16 protein-coding genes are annotated in these 19,185 nt (G+C 71.6%); 4 read left to right on the forward strand and 12 right to left on the reverse strand.

The annotated features are described in order from the left end of the window. The first annotated feature begins 110 nt into the window (after positions 1-110). Genes IT371_19700 through IT371_19710 form a run of 3 tightly spaced genes read left to right on the forward strand, consistent with a single transcriptional unit; the run spans position 111 to position 2,071 of the window. The gene (locus IT371_19700; GenBank protein MCC6749899.1) at positions 111-674 is read left to right on the forward strand and encodes a TlpA family protein disulfide reductase; all 564 of its coding nucleotides are present in this window, start codon (positions 111-113) and stop codon (positions 672-674) included. Positions 675-711: 37 nt separating this feature from the next. Next, entirely contained in the window at positions 712-1,383 is a 672-nt protein-coding gene (locus IT371_19705; GenBank protein MCC6749900.1) for a hypothetical protein, read from the forward strand. Continuing rightward, the gene (locus IT371_19710; GenBank protein MCC6749901.1) at positions 1,373-2,071 is read left to right on the forward strand and encodes a hypothetical protein; all 699 of its coding nucleotides are present in this window, start codon (positions 1,373-1,375) and stop codon (positions 2,069-2,071) included. The genes IT371_19705 and IT371_19710 overlap by 11 nt, the downstream gene beginning before the upstream one ends. 43 nt (positions 2,072-2,114) lie before the next feature. Here the strand turns inward: IT371_19710 and fdhD are convergent, their stop codons facing one another. From fdhD to IT371_19760, 10 genes are all read right to left on the reverse strand, one after another. Continuing rightward, entirely contained in the window at positions 2,115-3,023 is a 909-nt protein-coding gene (gene fdhD / locus IT371_19715; protein MCC6749902.1) for a formate dehydrogenase accessory sulfurtransferase FdhD, read from the reverse strand. Continuing rightward, a complete protein-coding gene (locus IT371_19720) occupies positions 3,010-4,686 on the reverse strand; it encodes a molybdopterin-dependent oxidoreductase (GenBank protein ID MCC6749903.1) in 1,677 nt (558 codons plus the stop codon). The genes fdhD and IT371_19720 overlap by 14 nt, the downstream gene beginning before the upstream one ends. Before the next feature lie 48 nt (positions 4,687-4,734). Beyond that, on the reverse strand, positions 4,735-5,838 hold the full coding sequence (locus IT371_19725; GenBank protein ID MCC6749904.1) for a (2Fe-2S)-binding protein: 1,104 nt from the start codon (positions 5,836-5,838) through the stop codon (positions 4,735-4,737). Further along, positions 5,835-7,427, reverse strand: coding sequence for an SLBB domain-containing protein (locus IT371_19730; GenBank protein ID MCC6749905.1), 1,593 nt, complete (start codon positions 7,425-7,427; stop codon positions 5,835-5,837). The genes IT371_19725 and IT371_19730 overlap by 4 nt, the downstream gene beginning before the upstream one ends. Before the next feature lie 79 nt (positions 7,428-7,506). After that, positions 7,507-7,764, reverse strand: a complete 258-nt coding sequence (locus tag IT371_19735) for a hypothetical protein (protein MCC6749906.1) — start codon at positions 7,762-7,764, stop codon at positions 7,507-7,509. A gap of 113 nt (positions 7,765-7,877) precedes the next feature. After that, complete coding sequence (locus tag IT371_19740; GenBank protein MCC6749907.1) at positions 7,878-8,762, reverse strand: hypothetical protein; 885 nt, start codon at positions 8,760-8,762, stop codon at positions 7,878-7,880. Positions 8,763-8,940: 178 nt separating this feature from the next. After that, the gene (locus IT371_19745; protein ID MCC6749908.1) at positions 8,941-9,924 is read right to left on the reverse strand and encodes a hypothetical protein; all 984 of its coding nucleotides are present in this window, start codon (positions 9,922-9,924) and stop codon (positions 8,941-8,943) included. 183 nt (positions 9,925-10,107) lie between these two features. Then, on the reverse strand, positions 10,108-11,421 hold the full coding sequence (locus IT371_19750) for a hypothetical protein (protein ID MCC6749909.1): 1,314 nt from the start codon (positions 11,419-11,421) through the stop codon (positions 10,108-10,110). 308 nt (positions 11,422-11,729) lie between these two features. Next, entirely contained in the window at positions 11,730-12,416 is a 687-nt protein-coding gene (locus tag IT371_19755; protein MCC6749910.1) for a hypothetical protein, read from the reverse strand. A 209-nt stretch (positions 12,417-12,625) separates the two neighbouring features. Continuing rightward, positions 12,626-14,434 (reverse strand): DNRLRE domain-containing protein, encoded by a 1,809-nt coding sequence (locus IT371_19760; GenBank protein MCC6749911.1) that lies wholly within the window; start codon positions 14,432-14,434, stop codon positions 12,626-12,628. 337 nt (positions 14,435-14,771) lie between these two features. Between IT371_19760 and IT371_19765 the strand changes: the two genes are divergently transcribed. Then, on the forward strand, positions 14,772-16,802 hold the full coding sequence (locus tag IT371_19765; protein MCC6749912.1) for a UvrD-helicase domain-containing protein: 2,031 nt from the start codon (positions 14,772-14,774) through the stop codon (positions 16,800-16,802). A gap of 7 nt (positions 16,803-16,809) precedes the next feature. Here the strand turns inward: IT371_19765 and IT371_19770 are convergent, their stop codons facing one another. Next, positions 16,810-18,144 (reverse strand): DUF2252 family protein, encoded by a 1,335-nt coding sequence (locus IT371_19770; GenBank protein MCC6749913.1) that lies wholly within the window; start codon positions 18,142-18,144, stop codon positions 16,810-16,812. Between the two features lie 182 nt (positions 18,145-18,326). Beyond that, positions 18,327-19,124, reverse strand: coding sequence for an alpha/beta fold hydrolase (locus IT371_19775; GenBank protein ID MCC6749914.1), 798 nt, complete (start codon positions 19,122-19,124; stop codon positions 18,327-18,329). Positions 19,125-19,185 lie beyond the last annotated feature (61 nt).

Genomic DNA, 19,185 nt, shown 5'->3' on the forward strand with positions numbered 1-19,185 from the left:
AGCCCATCCGCTGCACGCCGCGCACCACCGGAATTTCTGTATCCCACATCACGCCGAACCGTGACAGAGCCGGCGGCAGCGGCTAGGATGAACCCGGAGTCGGAGACCGCATGTCCATCGCAACTCGCCAAATTCTCTCCGCGTTCGTCCTCGCGTCGGCCAGTCTGCTGCCCCGCGCCGCGAGCGCGGCCCCCGAGGTCGGCAAGCCCTTGCCCGATTTCGCGCTCCGCGATCGGGAGGGCGCGCTGGTCAGCGTTTCGCACCTGGCCTACCCGGGCCCGGCGGATCCGCGTCGGCCCAAGCACGTCGTGCTGCTGGACTTCTTTCGTACCGACTGCAAACCGTGCGTCGCGTCATTGCCGAAGCTCGTCGAGCTGCATAAGAAGTATGGGCAGCGGGGGCTCAAGGTGATCATGGTGGCGCTGCACGAGGACGACGACGGCGCCGAGAAGCTCGCCGAGTTCCTGCAGCGCAACCCCGTCCCCTTCACCGTGCTCGAGGACCCGTACGGCGTGGCCGCGGGCAAGTACGTCAAGGGGCCGAAGGGCGTGACGTTGCCGGCGCTCTTTCTCGGGGATCGGGAGGGCGTGCTCCGCGGACGATGGGGCTTCGTGGACGGGACCGAGCAGCGCAAGCTCGGCGGAGCGATCGAGGGGTATCTCAAGTCGAAGTAGCGGTTCCGGGCGAAGGTAGCGGTCGGCAGGGACATCCATGACCACGCGAGGACGTGCGAGAACGGAGGGGGTACGAGCTCGCGAGGGGGCCACGCTGCTCCTGCTCGCGGGCCTCGCCCTCGTCGGGTGCTCGAACTTCAAGCAGTTCAAGGCCTACGTTCCGACGGCGATGCCGCAGCCCGGCGCTGCGCGCTTCACGGTGAAGCTGAACGTCTGGAACGCCCCCGACGAGTTCACGATCTATCCGCGGCGGCTGCACCCCGACAGGTATCGCCGGGAGATCCGGGACTACGTGAAGGAGAGCCTCTCGGCCGAGCTGCGCCAGGTGGGCTTCCGGCTCACGGAGACCGTGGCGCCGGGGGTCGTGATCGTGGACGCGCACGTCAATCAGTTCGACCTCGGCTACGAGAAAGCCTGGTGGACCACGGCCGTGGCCTTCGTGGGGTACAGCAAGGTGAAGGTGGGCGCGGTGGCCGACGTCACGATCGAGGCCGTGATGCCGAAGCGCGGGGACAGGTACCGGCGCCGCTTCATGGCGCGCAGCGAGTATCAGGCGCGCCTGCTCTGGCTCGGCTTCTTCCTGCCGATCCTGCCGCTCCCCATCTCGGGCTTCTACGACGAGGCGGAGCAGGTGGCGATCGTCTCGAACGACTGCTTTCGTCGGGTCGCGCTCTCTCTCGAGGAGCTGGTGCGCAACTATGGCAGCTGATCGCGAAGCCTCGAGGCGGAAGGTGCTCGTCGCGCGCGTGACGGTCGCGGTGGTGGGACTCGTCGTGACGCTCGGCTGCGTGACCCGCCGGATGGGACACCTGCACAAGGATCTCGAGCTCAGCGCGCAGTGGGACCGCATCGGACCGGCGCCCACGCCCATGGTGGCGGGCTGGCCGGGGGCCGGGCCGGGGGCGGGGATCGCCGGCGTCGGTCAAGGCGGGTGGGGCGTGAGGACGCCGGGGCCTGCGGTGCTCGTGCGTCGACCGGCGAGCGAACGTCCGATCGTGGCGGTCTTCGATGTGGAGGATCGCGGGGCAGGGCTGGCCGACGAGACGCGCGTGCGCTTTGGCGACTACATCGCCACGCAGCTCGCCGCGACGGGGCGCTATCAGGTGGTCCCGCGGGATCAGCTCAAGCAGCGACTGCGTGACCAGAAGAAGGACTCCTACAAGGCCTGCTACGAGCAGTCGTGCCAGATCGAGATCGGGCGCGAGATCGCCGCGCAGAAGTCGCTCTCGTCGCAGGTCATGCGGCTCGGCTCTCGCTGCACGGTCACCTCGGTGATCTACGACCTCAAGCGGTCGGTGAGCGAAGGCGGCGCCACGAGCGAGGGGGGTTGCACCGAGGACGACATCGTCTCCTCGCTGCGCACGGTGGTGGCGAAGCTGTCCCCGACCGCGAAGTAGACGCTCTCGCCGCGACCCATCCCGTCGGGCTTCGTCGCGCGGCTCAGCGCGGGCCGGGGAGCGGGACGGCGTCGCTCGCCTCTAGGCCCTCCCAGCGGTCGTGCGTGTAGACCGCGAGCTCGTCTCCGCGGGCGAAGCCGCAGAGGCTGATGCCGAGCCGCCGGGCGGTGGTCACGGCGGCCTCCGAGGGTGCGCTGACGGCGACGACCAGCCCGAGGCGTGCGCGCGCGGCCTTCACCACCATCTCGAGGCTCGCCCGGCCGCTCAGGATCACGCCGAGCTCGGCGAGCGGCAGGGCCTCGGCGAGCGCTCGCCCGATCACCTTGTCGAGCGCGCTGTGGCGGCCCAGGTCCTCGCCCACCACGAGCAGCTCTCCGCGCGCGTCGAAGAGGCCCGCGGCGTGGCTGCCTCCCGTGAGCCGGAAGAGGGTCTGTCGCTTTCGCAGTCGCGCCGGCAGGGCGAAGAGCCGGTCGAGCGCGATCGCGGGGGCGCGCGGCGAGGACTCCAGCTCGGCGAGGAGCGCGTCCAGGTCGGCCCGGCCGCAGAGGCCGCACGCGGAGCTCACGACCAGGTTGCGGCGGACGACCCGCGTGGGCGGCGCCGCGAGCTCGACCGTGACGGTGTTTCCTCCGTCGCAGCCGGGCGAGATGCGTCGCACGTCGGCGAGGGAGCGCACGATCCCCTCGGCGAAGAGGAACCCGAGCGCGAGTTCGCGGTCCTCGCCCGGGGTGCGCATCACCGTGTAGCTCTCGCCCCCGGCCACCTGGATGAGCAGCGGCGCCTCGGCGAGGACCTGCCGGCGTTCGCGCGTGACGGGGGCCCCCGGCCGGTAGTGGAGGATGCCCACCTCGAGCGAGCGGCGCCCCACCGGAGCCGCGGCCTCGTGGCCGTCGCGCGCTGGGGCGTGCGCTGCGAGGGGAGCGTGGACGTCGCCGCGGCTATCGCGCGCCATGTCCGGCTCCACCGGGTTTCGCGGCCGGAAGCGGGTCCGCGACGTAGTACGACCCCGGAAAGCGCGAGGCGTCCTCGGGGGCGCCGTGCACGGGGTGCACCTCGACCGCGCACACCTTGTACTCGGCGGTGCCGGTGATCGAATCGCCGTCGTCCACCGTGAGCAGGTTCGCGCGGGCCTCGGCGAAGTGGAGCGGCATCCACACGCAGCCGCGGCGCACCTGGCGCGAGAGGAGGGCCCGCACCTCCACGCGTCCGCGACGGGAGCGCACCTCGACCAGGGCTCCGGCCGCGATGCCGCGAGAGGCCGCGTCCGCGGGGTGTAGCTCCACGAAGGCCTCGGGCTGCTTCACGCGGAGCCCTACCGCGCGGCGGGTCTGCGTGGCGGCGTTGTAGTGGTAGAGCGTGCGCCCGGTGGAGAGGACGAGCGGGTACTGGTGGTCGGCCGGCTCCGCGGAGGGCCGGTATTCGACCGCCATGAACTGGCCCTTGCCGCGGGCGATGCCCCCCTCGTGCAGGAAGCGGGTCCCCGGGTGCTCGGGGGTGGGGCAGGGCCACTGCAGGCCCCCTTCGCGGTCGAGGCGCGCGTGGCTGATGCCGGCGAAGCGCGTCGCGCTCGCGGCCAGCTCGGCGTAGACCGCTTCGGCGCTGGCGTAGCTCCATGCCGCCCCGAGGTGGTTCGCGAGGGCTACGAGGATCTGCCAGTCCTCGCGCGCCTGGCCGGGTGGCTCCACGGCCTTGCGCACGCGCTGCACGCGCCGCTCGGTGTTGGTGAAGACGCCGTCCTTCTCGGCGAAGCAGGTGGCGGGCAGGATCACGTCGGCGAAGCGGGCCGTCTCGTTGAGGAAGATGTCCTGCAGCACGAGGAACTCGACCCGGTTCAGCCCCTCCTCGAGGCGCGAGACGTTGGGCTCCGACAGCACGAGGTCCTCGCCCATCACGAACAGTCCGCGAATTTTCCCGCCGACCTCCTTCATCATCTCGTTCAGGTTCAAGCCGCGCGTCGTGGGGAGCGCGCAGCCCCAGGCGGCCTCGAACGCGGCGCGCGTGGAGGGGTCGTCCGCGCGCTGGTAGCCGGGGTAGAAGACGGGCGTGGCGCCGGCGTCGTTCGCGCCCTGCACGTTGTTCTGGCCGCGCAGCGGATTCATCCCGGCGGAGGGCCTGCCCAGGTGGCCGGTCATCAGCACCAGGTTCGCCAGCGCGTAGACGTTGTCGGTGCCGTGCGTGTGCTCGGTGATGCCGAGCGTGTAGTAGATGCCGGCGCGGGCCGTGGTGGCGTACTCGCGGGCGGTCTGGCGAATGGCCTCGGCCGGCACGCCGGTGACCGTCTCGGCCTCCTCCGGCGTGTAGCGCGCGACGGCCTCGCGCACGGCGGCGAAGCCCTCCGTCTGCTCGGCGATGAAGCGCGCGTCGGTCAGGCCTTCGGTCACGATCACGTGGGCCAGGGCGTTCAGCAGCCAGACGTCGGTGCCCGGGCGGAGCTGCAGGTGGCGCGTGGCGACGGTCGTGAGCCAGACGGCCCGGGGGTCCGCGACGACGAGCGTGGCCCCGCGTCGAACCGCGCGCTTCATCTCCATCGCGATGATGGGATGCGCCTCGGTGGTGTTGCTGCCGATCACGAACAGGAAGTCGGCGTCTCGAATCTCACCGATGGAGTTCGTCATCGCGCCGGCGCCGAACGTGGTGACCAGACCGGCCACCGTGGGGGCGTGTCAGGTGGCCGCGCATTGGTGGATGTTGTTCGTGCCCAGCACGGCTCGTGCGAGCTTCTGCGCGAGGTAGTTCTCCTCGCCCGTGCAGCGCGACGACGAGACGATCCCGAGGCTGTCGGCGCCGTGGCGGGCCTTCACGCCGAGAAGTCCGTCGGCCGCGCGCCGGAGCGCCTCGTCCCAGCTCGCCTCGCGGAGCGTGCCGTCCTCCGCGCGCACGAGCGGGGTCGTGAGACGATCGGGATGGTCGATGAAGTCGTAGGCGAAGCGCCCCTTCACGCACAGGTTGCCGTCGTTGGTCGTGGTGCCGGGGGGCGGAGAGAGGACGCGGAGGACCTTGCCCCGGCCGTCGTGGCCGCCGCGGTCCACCTCGAGGTCGAGCTGGCAGCCGACCCCGCAGTAGTTGCAGGTGGTGCGCACCTGCTCGAGCTTTCCGACCGGCGGGCCGTAGGCGAGCGGGAGCTTCTCGGCCATGGCTCCCGTCGGACAGACGTCGATGCAGCCGCCGCAGAGCTCGCAGCTCGAGTCGAGGAGCGAGACATTGTCGGCGGTGGCGATGGTGGTGTGCGAGCCGCGGCCGGCGAGGGTGATCGCGCTGACGCCTTCGACCTCCTCGCAGTAGCGCGTGCAGCGGGCGCAGAGGATGCAGAGCTCGGGGCGAAAGCGGATGTAGGGGTTGCGATCCCCGTCGCGGCCCGCGCGCTGGGGTGCGAGCCGCGGCCAGTCGGTCGGTGCGGCCGTCGCGGCGGCCCAGGTGTGGACTTCGCTCGGCGAAAGGACGCGGTCGGTCTCGCCGGCCGCGGGGTGATCGGCGAGGTAGAGCGCGAAGAGGGCCCGGCGGTGACGCAGCACCCGCTCGCTGGCGGTCTGCACCTCGAGGCCCGAGCTGGCCGGGGTGGCGCACGACGGGGCGAGGCGCCGCTGGCCGGCGACCTCTACCAGGCAGCTCCGGCAGGCGCCGGCCGGGGCGAGGCGCGGGTCGTGGCAGAGCGTGGGGATCTCGCGTCCCGCGCGCCGGGCCACCTCGAGCAGCGTCTCTCCCGGGGCGAAGGCGACGCGTTCACCGTCGAGCAGCAGGGTCTTGGTCGGGTCGTCGGGGTGGCTCATGGCGTGGCGAGCTCCTCGGGAAAGTGCGCCAGGATCGAAGTCAGGGGCAAGGCGGCCGTCTGGCCGAGGCCGCAGATCGAGGCCTCGCCCATCTCCCAGGCCACCTCGCCGAGCTGCGCGAGCGCGTCGCGGGCACGCGGCGGATCGTTCGTTCGCGCCTCGAGGAAGCGGTCCACCGCCTCGCGCAGGAAGCGGGTGCCGATGCGGCACGGGGCGCACTGCCCGCAGCTCTCCTCCTCGAAGAAGGCGAGCTGCTGGCGGGCGGCCCAGACGAGGTCGACGGTGTCGTTCAGGACCACGACCCCCGCCGAGCCGAGCATCGACCCCGCCTGCGCGAGCGCTGCGAAGTCGAGCGGCCGCGTGCGTTCGTGTGCGGGAAGGAAGCCGGAGCTCGCTCCACCCGGCGAGAAGGCGCGCAGCTCGCCGACGTAGCCGCCGGCCGCGGCCACGAGCTCGTCGAGGCAGACGCCGAGCGGCAGCTCGTAGACGCCCGGATACGCGACGTGCCCGGAGACGCAGTAGAGCTTCGTGCCGGCCCCCGTGCGACCGAGGGCGGAGAACCACGCGGGCCCGCGCTCGAGGATCGCCGGCACGCAGGCGATCGTTTCCACGTTGTGCACGAGAGTCGGCTTGCCGAAGAGCCCGCGCTCCGTCGGATACGGGGGCTTGAGGCGCGGCATCCCCCGCTTCCCCTCGAGCGCCTCGAGGAGGGCCGTCTCCTCGCCGCAGATGTACGCCCCGTGCCCCGCGTGAAGCTCGAAGGTCAGCCCCGGGTAGCAGGCGCGCCGCTCGGCCTCGGCGACCGCGGCGGCGAGCGCCTGCCACGGGGCCCGAAACTCGCCGCGCAGGTAACAATAGATGGACCGCGCGCCGACGGCGGACGCCGCGATGGCCAGCCCCTCGACGACGAGGTCCGGACGACGCACGAGGAGCTCGCGGTCCTTGAAGGTCCCGGGCTCGCCCTCGTCCGCGTTGAGCACCACATAGCGCACCGGCTCGGGCTGGCTCGCCACGGCCCGCCACTTCGTGCCGGCGGGAAAGCCCGCGCCGCCACGACCCTGGAGCCCCGAGGCGGCGATCGCGTCGAACACGCGCTCCGGGCCCAGCGCGAGGGCCTGGGCGAAGGCCGCGCCCAAAGGGCGTGGGGCCTGGTGCAGTCCGAACACGGTGGGCGAGGGGTCGGCGTGGCGGGCCGGCGGTGTCGGTTCGGCGGAGCGCAGCGCCTCGAGGGCGGCTCCGGCCGCGGCGAGGCCCTCGGCCTCGAGCCCGACGAGCGGGGTGCGGTCGCGGAGCGCGGCCACGGGGGCGTCGCAGGCGGCCAGACACGAACACCCTGCCGCCGGCAGTCCCTGGGCCTTCGCCTGCGCGAGGAGCTCCGCCGCGCCCCGTAGCTGACAGGAGAGCCCCTGGCAGATCCGCAGCCGGACCTCCGGCTCGGCGAGCAGGTGGAAGAACGTGGCCACGCCGTGGACCTGCGCCTCGGGGACGCCGGTTTCGCGGCCCACCTCGCGGGCCACGCCCGGTCGATCTCCCCCGGCGTCGCGAATCGCCTCGGGCACGCTCGCCCGTCCTCTGCGCCGCTCGTCCATGCAGGGCTCCGGTTCACGCCGTACGGTGAATTTCGGCGTTCGAAGTGTAGCAGAGGTGGGAGGGGGCGGCCCCGGGCCCTCAGGGCTTCCCGCTGTCCCCATCGGGGACCATCGTGTCGGCCAGGCACTCGGGGCAGTACGCGGCGCGGGACCTGTGCCCGCAGACCCGGCAGCGGCGGAGCGGCTCCGTCTCGGCCGCTGCGCTCGCCTCGCCGTCCTCGCCGCCGTCTCCGTGCCGCTGGCGACAGGCGCCGTCGCAGGCCCGCCGGCGCGTGGCCTCCGCTTCACGGTGCTCGACCGAGTCCACGAACTTGCGGAGCGTCCAGAGGAGAGACATGTAGCTGATCGTGAGGGGTCGCGCGAAGCGGGTCAAGGCGGGAGTGCGCTGTGTCAGGAGGTACGCCGGAGAGAGCCTGGCGGTGCCAACCTCGACCGCCTGGTCCTCGAAGCTCACAGTGCGAGGGGCGGCTCCCAGCACTCGCTCTCGTAGTTCTTCCGGAAGTACTTGCCGGGCAGGAGCTCCACCTCGAGGGGGCCCGAGCCGCTCTGGCCCGTGTACTTGCCGTCGAGCTTCTTGCCCGTCGGGGCCTCGAGCGCTGCAGGGAGCGTGAGCTTCACGGCCACTCCGGGGTCGAGGGAGGCGGCGAGCACGAACCGCGACTCCAGAGTTTCACCCTCCTTCGTCTGTGGCACGGGCGCACCGAGAGGCATCCAGCTTCCGCCGCTTCGGCGACTCGCTTGCAGAGTGACCGTCGACGCGAGGACGACTTCAGAGTACTTGACGCTCACGGCATCGATGCTCGAGCCGACGCCCGCCTGCACTGTGCCAAAGCAGATCCTGCGGACCCGCGGCAGAGAACCGACGTGAAACAGCGTGACCTCTCGCGACGGCGCGATGACCCCGTCCTTACGCACGGTGAGGACGTAGTCCTGATCCACGGTGAAGCTGGGGTCCGCGCTGAACTCCACTTCCACTCGCCCACTCCGTGCCGCGCGGACCTTCCACGAGCCCGGGACGAGACCCTTGCTGTTCCTGGCGGCAACGGTGGTTACCGAGGAGAAACGCGCGAAGGCGTCCGCGTCAGTAATGCCGCCGGAGGGCCAGAGATGAACGAGAAGCTTCTCATCCGGCGCGTGATTGCTGGACAGATGCGCGACCCAGAGGTCGGCGGTGACGTAGGGTCCAGGCCTGCCGTCGCCGGACACGGGCGAGCCCTCGGAGAGAGCCTGTCGCACGTCGGTGTTGGAGGAGCCGGCGTCCGCGCCAGGGTTTCCGTTCGCCTTGCAGGCGGAGGCAAGGACGCCGACCAGGAGAGCGAGACTGATCTTCGACATGGTTGGCCTCCTTCACACGGGCAGGTTAACCCGTCGAGCGGTAGATCTCGCGGAGCGGCGTGCGGCGGATCGCGCCGGCTCGGGAAGCGGGTCATAGACTGAGCGGAAGACCCAAGGAGAGGCCGTGCGCGTTCCCCACCGGGATGGCCGCGGTCCCTTAGGAGGCTGGCCAGCCTCCTTACCTGTGGACCAGTTCGTCGACCACGACGAGCGCCTCGAGGGCCGAGGGGAGCTGGACGTGATTCCGCTTCAGGACCTTGAGCGTCTCGAAGGCGGCCAGGCCATGCTCCTCGAAGCCCCTCATCGTCCACGTCTTCTGCTGAAAGATCTGGCGCGCGTTCGCGTCGCTGCGCAGGAGGGCCTGGAAGGCCTCCGTCTTGGCGAGGCCGCGCAGCCACGTCGGGGTCTCCTTGCGTTCGGTATAGGCGAGCGCGAAGCGATCCTGGGGGGCACCCCGCGCGGGAGCGCCGTGATCTCTCGTGAGCACGAAGGCCCCGAGCCGAACGAGCCAGTCGGGCGACTCGCCGGCCGCCGCCTCGGGGAGCCGCGCCAGAAAGGCCTGCTTGGCCCCGGCCGCCTGGTCCGCGAGGGCGAGCCAGGTCGTTGCGTTCAGCTTCTGCCTGACGAAGTCGAGCGCGTCTCGTTGCTCGGGAAGCGCGCCCACGTACCCCGCGAGCTCCGCGCCGAGCCACTGCCTGTCCCGGTGGGCCGAGTTCTTCACGAGGAAATCCACCGCCCGACGGGTTGCCGACTGTTCCACCTCCTTCGCCGTGGGAGGCGTCTCGAGGGAGAGCCAGGCCGTGATCGGCAGGTGAGACCAGAACGCCCAGCGCGCAACCCGCTTCGCCGTCACACGGTGCGGCGGCACCATCGTGCCCGTCGGGAAATCCAGCGTGAGGCGGACCGTGCCTCCGACGAGCTGGAGCGTCCCCTCCTGCGCGTAGCCCGGCTGCGTGGCGTGCTTGCCGCGATAGACGTCGAGGACCGCGTCACGCGCCAGAGCCTCGGCCACCACGGGATTCTTCCGCGCGACGCGCCGGAGCGTCTGCATGACGACGCGGTCGCCGGGCTGCACGATGAACCCGTCCTTCCCTGCCGAGGCCGCACCAGCCAGCGTGCACAGGGCGACACACCCAACCATCCATGACGCTGCAGCGCGCATCGTCGGTGCTCCATCCAAGGGGTTTTTGGGGCCACACTTGCAGATTGCGTGCCGAGCAGGCACGTCCTACGCGCGCGGCAAGTCGGCGAAGGTACGAGCGGCGTGCCTCGAGCCGCGGCGTCTTGGACTCGTCACCGGCTTCTGGCGCTGGCTGCTATTGCCAGTCGCGCGGAGGTGCGAGCGCTACCGGGCGGCCTTCGCGGAGCGCTCCTGGCTCAGCCGTTGCTGCAGCACCAGGTCTCCGACCACCAGGCCGTTCGCGACGATCTGATGCGGGCGCTGTGCCTGGCCCTGGCGCGGCGTCTCGCCGGCGAGGGCGAAGTTGAAGACGAGCCCCTCGTAGCGCTCGTGCGTCAGGAGCGAGATGGCCGCGTACCCACCGTGGGCGGCGAGGAGGCGGTCGCGGAGGGTCAGCTCGGAGGCGCGCTTCAGGCCGGCGGCGGTGAACATCGGGTGGGCGCGGGTCACCGTCAGGCGGTGGCCCTCGGCGGTCTGGATGGCGATGACCGACTCCAGCTCGGGGCCCGCCTCGACGCGCACGGCGCGGCGCCGCGGACCGTCGAAGGTCGCGAGCTCCATTCCCGGGGTGGCGTACTCCACGGGCAGAACCTTGCCGTCGCCGAGGTCGATGCGCGTGCCGGCCACGAAGCAGCCGTCGGTGCGGACTTTGACCTTCGGCTGGCACTCCACGTTCACGGTGCGCGCGGCGAGCGCCAGGCTGAGCGGCGTGCCGGCCAGGCCATGGTTCTTCGGGTTGAAGTTCTTCAGCGTCTGCTTCATGACCTGCTCCGGCTGCGTGGCGTCGGAGGCGGCGCGGTCGGAGGGCTGGAGGTCGAGCGTCGAACCGTTCACCTGGGCCTTGAAGGAGCGGAAGGCCGCGACGCGCGTCTTGGCGGCGAGCGCGGCGATGGCGTCGGGCAGGTCCCCGAGGGGGCTCACCGTCTCGTCGGCGCACGAGCCGTCCTGCGTCGTGTCCACGCAGAGGAACAGGTTCACGTAGAACTGGCTGCGTCCGGCGAGCGCGGCCGGCACGCGGACCGCGAGCGGCTGGTCGAAGATCTTGACCGCGCCGGGCTCCGCGCCGTGGGCCTTCTGCAGCAGCTCGGCCACGTTCACCGACCTGGAGGCGAGCAGGTGCCCTTCGTCCGTCTCGAGGGTCAGGACCACCGGGGTCTTGTCGCCCCCCTGCGTGACCAGCACGTGCAGCACGTCCAGCTCGCCGAGGTGGCAGGTGCTGACGCGAGCGATCGCGGCCGGCAGGTTGACCTGGAGGTCGGCCACTTCGGTGGTGTCCATGCTCGGCCCGCCGTTGATCGCGGCGCCGGAGCCGAGCACGCTCGTCGAGCGCAGGAGCTGACGGTACGTGAAGGCCTCCACCGTGCCCGGTTCCCCCTCGCCGTCGCCGATAGAACCCACGCAGCCCGCGCCTCCGAGGGCGGTAAGGGCGACGGGGAGCAGAGCGCCAAGGAGCAAGTTGCGGGGGGTGCGGTTTCTCATCTGCGGCGTGTGTCCTCTGTTGCAACCGATTGGTTGCAGCCGCCGTGCCGCGCGTCGCGAAGCGTGATCTCCAGCGGTTGAAGCAGCGCGCCGAGGAGGATGAGGCCTGGGCTTTCCGCGAGTCGCGTTTCGATTCACGCGATCTCGCGAGGTTGGCCGCTCGTCGACGAGGGCCTGCCGTTCCCGTCGCGTGGTCGACTGACTCCAGCACCGAGCAGGCGGCACTAGCGCAGGTCCGCGCCTTGGCCCCTACATGAGAGGCGAAGTGGGGAGGGCGTTTCGTGCGGTCTGCCGCGCGACAAGCCCCGCTACCGCAGCCCCCGCCAGAAGGCGTCGGCGATGGCGCGGTAGAGCTCGATGCCGGTGGCGAGGCCGGGGTTGAGCGTATGCGTGCGGGGCTCGCCGCGGAGCCGCTCGAACACCACGTCGCGGCCCTCGAAGGTGAGCACGCAGCGCCCGGTGGCCGGATCGTAGGTGCCGCTGGCGCTCGAGCGATACTTCCCTTTCAGCGCGATGGCCACGGTTCCGTCGGCGACGGGGGCCAGCGCGGCGGAGCGCAGCCACGCATCGTGACGATGCTCCGCGATGCGCACGACGCCGTTCTTGTTCCGGCGCTCGCTGTAGGTCTTCGCGGCGCGTGCGCCCCATTCGCGCGCGTCCTGCTTCGGTCGGGAGTAGTAGTCGAAGACCATGTGGCGCAGCGTCGCGCCGCGGCCGTCCTTGTGGGGCACGCGCACGAGCACGCCCGCTTGGCCGTTCAGCTGCCGGCCCTCGACGACGAAAGGCACGCCGCCCGCGGTCGTCCCCTCGCGCTTGAAGGGGGGGTTGTAGCAGAGGGAGGAATGGTCCTCGGCCACGCGACGAGCGGTCTTGTAACGCCCGGAGGCCTCGGCGCGCCCGGAGGCCACGAGGCAAGAGGCGAGAAGCAGCGCACCGCCGAGGCGGCACGCGAGAGCGCACGACAGACGAAGCGGGCTGGAGCAGCGGCTCGACATGGGGTCCTCACGACCAGAATGCAGTTGTGGGACGCGGAGACAGCAAGCCGTGTGCCAGCCCCGGATGAACGCGGGGCGAGCGCAACTTGTCGAAAGAAGGCGCGCCGAGGGCCTGGCCGACGGCGAGGCCAAGTCCCGTGGCCGGCTCCCGCACGCGCTCGTGGCCGCTCGCGGGGCCCCGTCGCGATCGCACGACGGACGCCGCTTCGCTACTGCACGACGTACCCGTAGCCCGCATTCTCGCCGGCGCGCCAGACGCGGTTCGAGCCGGCCGAGGCGGTCCAGTGCGTACCGTACGCGCGGTCGAGGAGCGGGAGCTGCCAGAGGTCGTTGCCCTGGCAGAGGAAGGCCCCTTTGAGCCGTTCCTGCAGCGCATAGGCCGCGCGGTAGATGGCGCGGTTGTCCACTTCCCAGATGGAGAGGCCGGCGCGCTCGAGCACCCGCGCTCCCATCATCGTGCCGGCGAGAAAGCCCCACGGGTAGTTCGTGGCCCCCGGTGTGCCGGTGGTGAAGCTACCGCCGCGCCGCATATCGTCGGGGATGATGCCGTCCAGGTTCACTCCCTGCTTCGTGGCGCCCTTCGGGTTGATGGTGCGCGGGTCGCTCGCGCTGGCCTGCCAGGAGAGCTCGCCGAAGTCGAGGCCGGGGTTCGGACCCGCGACGCTCTTCGCCCAGTAGTCGCGCACGGCCTTCAGGTTCGTCGTGTCGCCGAGGTAGCGGTAGATCGCGGTGACGGAGCCGAAGCCCATCGCGCCCCAGTTGTTCGGGCGCTTCTCGAACATCTTGCGCAGCGTGATGCCGAGCTGCGAGCACTTGGCCTCGTCGACCACGCGCCGGAGCCAGGCCTCGAAGGTCGCGGTGCGATACCCGACGAGATCAGCGGCCATCGCGTAGGCTCCTGCCTCGCGCCCCCAGGCCAGGGTGCGCCCCCCCGCCTCGGTGCCGATCACCTTCTGGCAGGCCGCGACCACCTTGTCGCGGTACTTCGTCTCGCCGGTCCGCGCGTAGACGATCGCCGCGGCGAGCACGCGCACGTTCGTCGGGTCGTCCTGGTTGGAGACGTTGGGGCTCGAGGTGTCCCCGTTCGCGTCGGCGAGGAGCTCGGTCCAGGCCGCGCCGCTCGTGGGCTTGCTCTTCAGCTCGGCCGCCGAGGTCCAGATGCCGAGCACCGGCCCAGTCGGGGGCGGCGCGGGAGGCAGGCCGCCCGCATCGGTGCGTGGGGTCGAGCTGCTTCCGTCGGCCGGCGGAGGCGCCACGCCCGCGTCGAGCCCTCCGTTCTGAGGCTTCGCGTCAGCGATAGGTGCGCCCCCGTCGGCTGGCGGCAGGCTCACTCCCCCGTCGCTGCCGGGACCCGGGTCGCTCGGTGCGCTGGTCAGCACCACCAGCCGGGGCGGCGCGGAGCCTTCGCGGCTACTGAAGTACGCGCTGTTCGAGCTCTGGCTCGCGAGCGCGAAGCTGTAGACGCCATCGCCGGTGACGGCCGAGGTCACGTCGAACTCGATCCAGCTGCCTGTCTCGGCGGCGCCGGGAGCGTCGAGCCGCGCGAGCGGAGAGGGCGCGTTGCTCCAGCTGAGCGTTTCCTCGGACCAGTCGTTGCCCGTGGTGAAGACCGTGCCCGCGTCGGGGCTGCCATCCGCCACGTACAGGAGGAGGCTCGCCGAGGTGACCGGCTGCGTGAGGCCCTTCACCTCGAAGCGCAGATAGCTGCGGTAGGTGTTCGTGCCGCGACGCACGCGCAGGGTGGGGCTCGCGCCGTAGTTGCGCGTGGGGGCGTCCGACCGGATCTTGGCGTCCGCGAGCGGGAGGAAGCTCCGGGCTGACGGAAGCGTGCTGAACGGGTGGTGCGTGGGCGCGACGGGAATCGCGACCTCGTCGGGCTCGCCGTCGGAGGCCGTGGGCTCGCCGTTGGCGTCGCGCGGAGCCTCCGAGCAGCCGCTGCCGGCGCCCAGGGCGAGAGCGAAGGCGAAGGAGACGGCCGCGAGAGAGGCCGGGTAGTGGCGAGAGCATCGAGTGCGCATGGGCGGTTCCTCCAGAGTCACGCCCTCGCGAAGCACCCTTCGTGCCAGCTGCGACGCGATGCGCGCGCCGGCCGCGCCACCGCCGCGCTTCGCTACATTCCTCTCGCGGTCGCGCCGGCTTGAGCCGCATGGGCCGCTGCCGTGGGCCCGCGTCCCCGACGACCGCTGGCCAAGCACGGGTAGCGTCACCGCTACGCTCGGGCGTAACCCCGGTGCGACGGATCTCCTCCTCCGGATCGCGATCCCGACGCCTCGTTTCTCTCGCGCGGCGTTCTCTCGTTGCTCCGGATCCCGCGCGCCCTGTAGGGTGGCGGTTCCGCGAAAGAGCGATGCACGGATGTCCCGCTGGTTTCAGAACCTGAACCCCGAACAGCGTCGTGCCGTGGAGCTCATCCACGGACCCCTGCTCGTGCTGGCCGGCGCGGGGAGCGGCAAGACGCGCGTCATCACGCACCGCATCGCCTACATGCTCGAGCAGGGGGTGGCCCCCGACGAGCTCCTCGCCGTGACCTTCACCAACAAGGCCGCCGAGGAGATGGCGCACCGGCTGAGCAAGATGATCGGCCCGCGCGCGAACAAGGTCACGCTCTGCACCTTCCACGCACTCGGCCTGTCGATGCTCAAGGCCGAGGCCAAGCGCGGTCCGCGGGCGCGTCGCTTCGCCATCTTCGACACCGGGGATCAGCTCGCCACGCTCAAGGAGGCCACGCGGCGCCTGCACCTCGAGCGTGCGTTCGACCTGGGCTCGGTCCTGGCGCGCATCAGCTCCTACAAGAACGCCTTCGTGCTGCCCGGCGCCGTGGCGGAGAGCGAGGACCCCTACGACCAGGCGGCCTCGCTGCTCTACCCGATCTACGAGGAGCTGCTCGAGTCGTACGCCGCGGTGGACTTCGACGATCTCGTCTGCCGCCCGGTGCGCCTGATGGAGGAGGACGAGGCTTGCCGCGCGCGCTGGGCCGAGCGCTATCGGTACGTGCTCGTGGACGAGTACCAGGACTCGAACGCGGCGCAGCTGCGCATGTTGCGGGCCCTGGCGGGGGAGCACCGGAACCTCTGCGTGGTGGGAGACGACGACCAGTCGATCTACGGGTGGCGCGGCGCGCAGGTGGAGAACATTCTCCACTTCGAACGGCACTTCCCGGGGGCGAAGTCGGTCTTCCTGCTGCGCAACTACCGCTCCGTGCCGTCGGTGCTGGACCTCGCGAATCGCGTCATCGCGCAGAACCCCGACCGGCGCGAGAAGGAGCTCAAGCCCACGCGGCAGGACGCGGGCAAGGTCCGCCTGGTGGTCTGCCCCGACGGTGACGCGGAGGTCGCGTGGGTCGGACGGCACGCGCGCAAGATGATCGACCTCGGGCGCTATCGCCCGGGGCAGATGGCGGTGCTCTTCCGGTCGAACATCCTCGCGCGCACCCTCGAGGCCGAGCTGCGCGCGCAGGGGATCCCCTATCGCGTCCTCGGCGGACAGGCCTTCTTCGAGGCGAAGGAGATCAAGGACCTCATCGCCTACCTGCGCGTCTGCCACAACCCGGCCGACGAGCTCGCGCTCCGGCGCGTGATCAACTTTCCGACGCGCGGCATCGGCACGCGGACGCTCGCCAAGCTGAGCGAGTGGGCCGAGCAGCAGGGGACGAGCTTCTTCCAGGCGCTGAAGCACGCGGAGGAAGTGCTCGGCGCGGGGGATCGCGCGGCCGAGGCGGTGGCGGACTTCCTTTCGCTCGTCGAGCGCAGCAGCGCGCGGTTCAAGCGCGGCGAGAGCCTGGCCGAGGGGGTGCGGGCGCTGGTCGGCGAGCTCCAGCTCGAGGCGGAGATCCGCACTGCGGGCACGAGCGACAAGGGGATCGAACGCCGCCTCGCGCACCTCGCGGCCTTCGTGGCGGGGGTCGAGAGCTATTGCAAGCGCGTGGAGAAGCCCTCGCTCGGGGACTACCTGAACCGTGTGGCGCTCGCCGGCTCGGGGGACGACCCGCAGGGGGGCCCGGGAGATCGCCTGACCCTCTCCACGCTGCACGGGTCGAAGGGGCTCGAGTTTCCGCTGGTCATGCTCGTCGGCCTGGAGGAGGGGCTCCTGCCGCACGACCGCACGCTGAATCCGCATCAGAACGATCACGACACGGGGGACATCGCCGAGGAGCGACGGCTCTGCTACGTGGGGATCACGCGCGCGATGAACGAGCTCGTGCTCACGCGCTGCCGCGAGCGGCTCCTGCGCGGCAAGCTCCAGCCGCGCGCGCAGTCGCGCTTCCTCGACGGCATTCCGACGGACCTCTTCGACCTCGAGGACCTGGCCAGCGAGCCGCCGCTCGAGGTGGTGAAGGGGATGATGGCCGAGATCTGGGCCAAGCTCGGCGCGGCGCCGCCTACCTGAAACGGGCTCAGCGCCCCGGAGCCTCGGGCAAGAGCGTCCCGTCGCGGTAGAGGCGCAGGAAGCGACGGTAGTCCTTGGCCGTGCGGTCGGCGTCGACGACGGCGTCGCGGGCGAGGGCTTCCACGAAGGCCTGGGGCGCGGGGAGCGCCTCGAGGAGCTGGGCCGCCACGGAGCGCTCGCGGTGTGGTCGGAGCGTCTGCGAGCGCGCGTGACTCGCGGCGAGCGCGGCCCCACAAGCACGGGCCACCTCGGGCACCTCGGACTTGCGGAGCGTCGTCCAGTCGAGGTCGCACTCGTGCGGACCCACCTCGGTGACGAGGTAACCGGCCCCCGCGTAGGTCGTCGCGCCGTCGAAGCGCTCCCCCCCGTCGAGAACTCGGCGCCGCGCGCTCAGCACGCGTTCCCCGTGGTGGGCGAAGGCTTCGCCCTGCGGCTCGGCGACGAGCGCCACCGCCGAACGTCGCTCCTCCTTCAGCTCGAGGACGATCGGGGCGCCGCGCCGCCCCGCCCGCGGCGCGAGCGCGAGGAGGTAGCGTCCGAGGCCCAGGCTCCCGACCCCGGAGGTGAGCTTTTGCGCCACGTCCACGAGCTCGTAGCGACCGAGCTCGGTCGCGGCGGCGGGAGGGAGCGTGCGGAGGTACGCGCGGAGCGGGGCGGCCAGGGCGGCCTTCAGCTCGGGGCGCGGAGTGACCTTCTCGCTCGCGCGAAACTGCCCGGTGGCGCCGTCGAGAAAGCGCGCCGCCACGTTCGCCGGCGTGCGCGCCGAGGCGTCGGCGAAGAAGCGGCGGAGGACCGCGGGGAGCGGCTGCTCGAGGGAGGGGAGGGGCGCGGCGGCCCGTACCGGATAGGCCTCGAGGGTGGCGAGGTAGCCGGCGAGGAAGGCCTGCACGGCGGCGGCGCGGACCTTCTTGCCGAACCCCAGCTCGCGACCGGCGAGCTCGAAGCCGAGCGCGCCGTGGCGCAGATCCCAGGCGAAGGGGGCGAAGGCCGCCTCGTCGTGGTCGTTGGGGGCGAAGACGAGCTGGCCGGTGCGTAGCCGCACCGGGCCGAAGTTCATCGGGTGCACGTCGCCGTTCAGCACGAGGCGTGGCAGCGCGACGTCGCGGTCGGCGAAGGCGCGCTGCACGTCGGCGTTGAAGCCCCGGAAGTAGGTGTAGGCCGACTCGGCCATGCGTTCCAGCTTGGCCCGCGCGCGCGCCGGGTCGCGGGCGATGAGTTCGGCGTTGTCGGCACGCAGGCGCTGTCGGAGCTCGGCGAGCTTTTGCGCTTCGCGGGCGGAGGCCGGTGCGGTGAAGGACATGGCGACCAGGATCAGGCCCAGAGAATGCGCGGCGCGGAACATGCGAGCCGTCGGATGTGCAAGGCCGGTGCCATGTTCGACGCTAGAGGCCCCGTGCGTGGCCCCTGGCCCCACGCGGAGTTGGCTGCCGGAAGGACCGGGCGCGCTGGATAGCGGCGTTCGACGATCGGGGCCGGGCCTCTCGGTTTCGAAGCGGTGCTTCACGGAGCGAGCCGGGCCCTGACCTACCAGCCGACCTCGGCGAGAAAAGCGAGCAGCTCCTCGGCCACCAGCTCCGGGGCTTCCAGCGTGCAGAGATGCCCCGTGCGCGGCAGGAGGTGCACGCGCGCCCCGGGGAGGCTGCGGCCGATGCGCGTGGCCCGCGAGATGGGCGTGGTGAGGTCCTCGTCGCCGACGAGCACGAGGCTCGGACAGCGGAGCTCGCGGAGCCGGTCCCGGATCGAACCGCGCTCCATCACCGCGCGCACCGCGTGGTAGAGGCCCGTGCGTTCGTGTTCGCGCGTCTGCTGGGCCTGGAGCGCGGCGATTTCGGGGCGCTCGCGCAGCGCGGTGCGGCCGAACATGAGGCGCCGGATCGGAAGCTCGAAGAGCGAGGTGCTCCCCACGACGCGGAAGATCTCGGCCATGGCGCGGTACTTGAGCCGCTCGCGCGGGCGCTCGGCATCGGCCGAAGTAGACAGCAGCAGCAAGGCGGCCACGCGTTCTGGCGCCCTGAGCGCGAGGCGCATGGCCGTCATGCCGCCCATCGAGAGCCCCGCCACGGCCGCGCGCTCGAGCCCCTCGGCGTCGAGGATCGCCAGGCAGTCGTCGGCCAGATCCTCGAGCGAGAAGGGGGAAGGAGCGGTCGAGCCGCGGTGGCCGCGCAGGTCCACGTTGATCACGCGATAGCGCGAGGCCAGCGCCGGCAGGAGCGGCGCCCACAGCCGCCCGTCGGTGAGCAGGCCGTGCGTGAGGAGCAGCGGGGGACCCTCGCCGAGCAGGTCGTAGCGCACGCGCGCGCCGCCGCGTTCGATGGTGGCCATGGCGTATCCCTTTCTCCGCAGCAGGCGGCGGACCTCGGACGCCGGGCACAGTACGCCAGGC

The sequence above is a fragment of the Deltaproteobacteria bacterium genome (assembly GCA_020848905.1).
In the GTDB taxonomy this organism is placed as follows: Bacteria; Myxococcota_A; Polyangia.

What these genes read in the sequence shown, in the direction of transcription:
- IT371_19700 (MCC6749899.1), top strand. Translation starts at nt 111, where the DNA reads ATGTCCATCGCAACTCGCCAAATTCTCTCCGCGTTCGTCCTCGCGTCG.
- IT371_19705 (MCC6749900.1), top strand. Translation starts at nt 712, where the DNA reads ATGACCACGCGAGGACGTGCGAGAACGGAGGGGGTACGAGCTCGCGAG.
- IT371_19710 (MCC6749901.1), top strand. Translation starts at nt 1,373, where the DNA reads ATGGCAGCTGATCGCGAAGCCTCGAGGCGGAAGGTGCTCGTCGCGCGC.
- fdhD (MCC6749902.1), bottom strand. Translation starts at nt 3,023, where the DNA reads ATGGCGCGCGATAGCCGCGGCGACGTCCACGCTCCCCTCGCAGCGCAC.
- IT371_19720 (MCC6749903.1), bottom strand. Translation starts at nt 4,686, where the DNA reads ATGACGAACTCCATCGGTGAGATTCGAGACGCCGACTTCCTGTTCGTG.
- IT371_19725 (MCC6749904.1), bottom strand. Translation starts at nt 5,838, where the DNA reads ATGAGCCACCCCGACGACCCGACCAAGACCCTGCTGCTCGACGGTGAA.
- IT371_19730 (MCC6749905.1), bottom strand. Translation starts at nt 7,427, where the DNA reads ATGGACGAGCGGCGCAGAGGACGGGCGAGCGTGCCCGAGGCGATTCGC.
- IT371_19735 (MCC6749906.1), bottom strand. Translation starts at nt 7,764, where the DNA reads ATGTCTCTCCTCTGGACGCTCCGCAAGTTCGTGGACTCGGTCGAGCAC.
- IT371_19740 (MCC6749907.1), bottom strand. Translation starts at nt 8,762, where the DNA reads ATGTCGAAGATCAGTCTCGCTCTCCTGGTCGGCGTCCTTGCCTCCGCC.
- IT371_19745 (MCC6749908.1), bottom strand. Translation starts at nt 9,924, where the DNA reads ATGCGCGCTGCAGCGTCATGGATGGTTGGGTGTGTCGCCCTGTGCACG.
- IT371_19750 (MCC6749909.1), bottom strand. Translation starts at nt 11,421, where the DNA reads ATGAGAAACCGCACCCCCCGCAACTTGCTCCTTGGCGCTCTGCTCCCC.
- IT371_19755 (MCC6749910.1), bottom strand. Translation starts at nt 12,416, where the DNA reads ATGTCGAGCCGCTGCTCCAGCCCGCTTCGTCTGTCGTGCGCTCTCGCG.
- IT371_19760 (MCC6749911.1), bottom strand. Translation starts at nt 14,434, where the DNA reads ATGCGCACTCGATGCTCTCGCCACTACCCGGCCTCTCTCGCGGCCGTC.
- IT371_19765 (MCC6749912.1), top strand. Translation starts at nt 14,772, where the DNA reads ATGTCCCGCTGGTTTCAGAACCTGAACCCCGAACAGCGTCGTGCCGTG.
- IT371_19770 (MCC6749913.1), bottom strand. Translation starts at nt 18,144, where the DNA reads ATGTTCCGCGCCGCGCATTCTCTGGGCCTGATCCTGGTCGCCATGTCC.
- IT371_19775 (MCC6749914.1), bottom strand. Translation starts at nt 19,124, where the DNA reads ATGGCCACCATCGAACGCGGCGGCGCGCGCGTGCGCTACGACCTGCTC.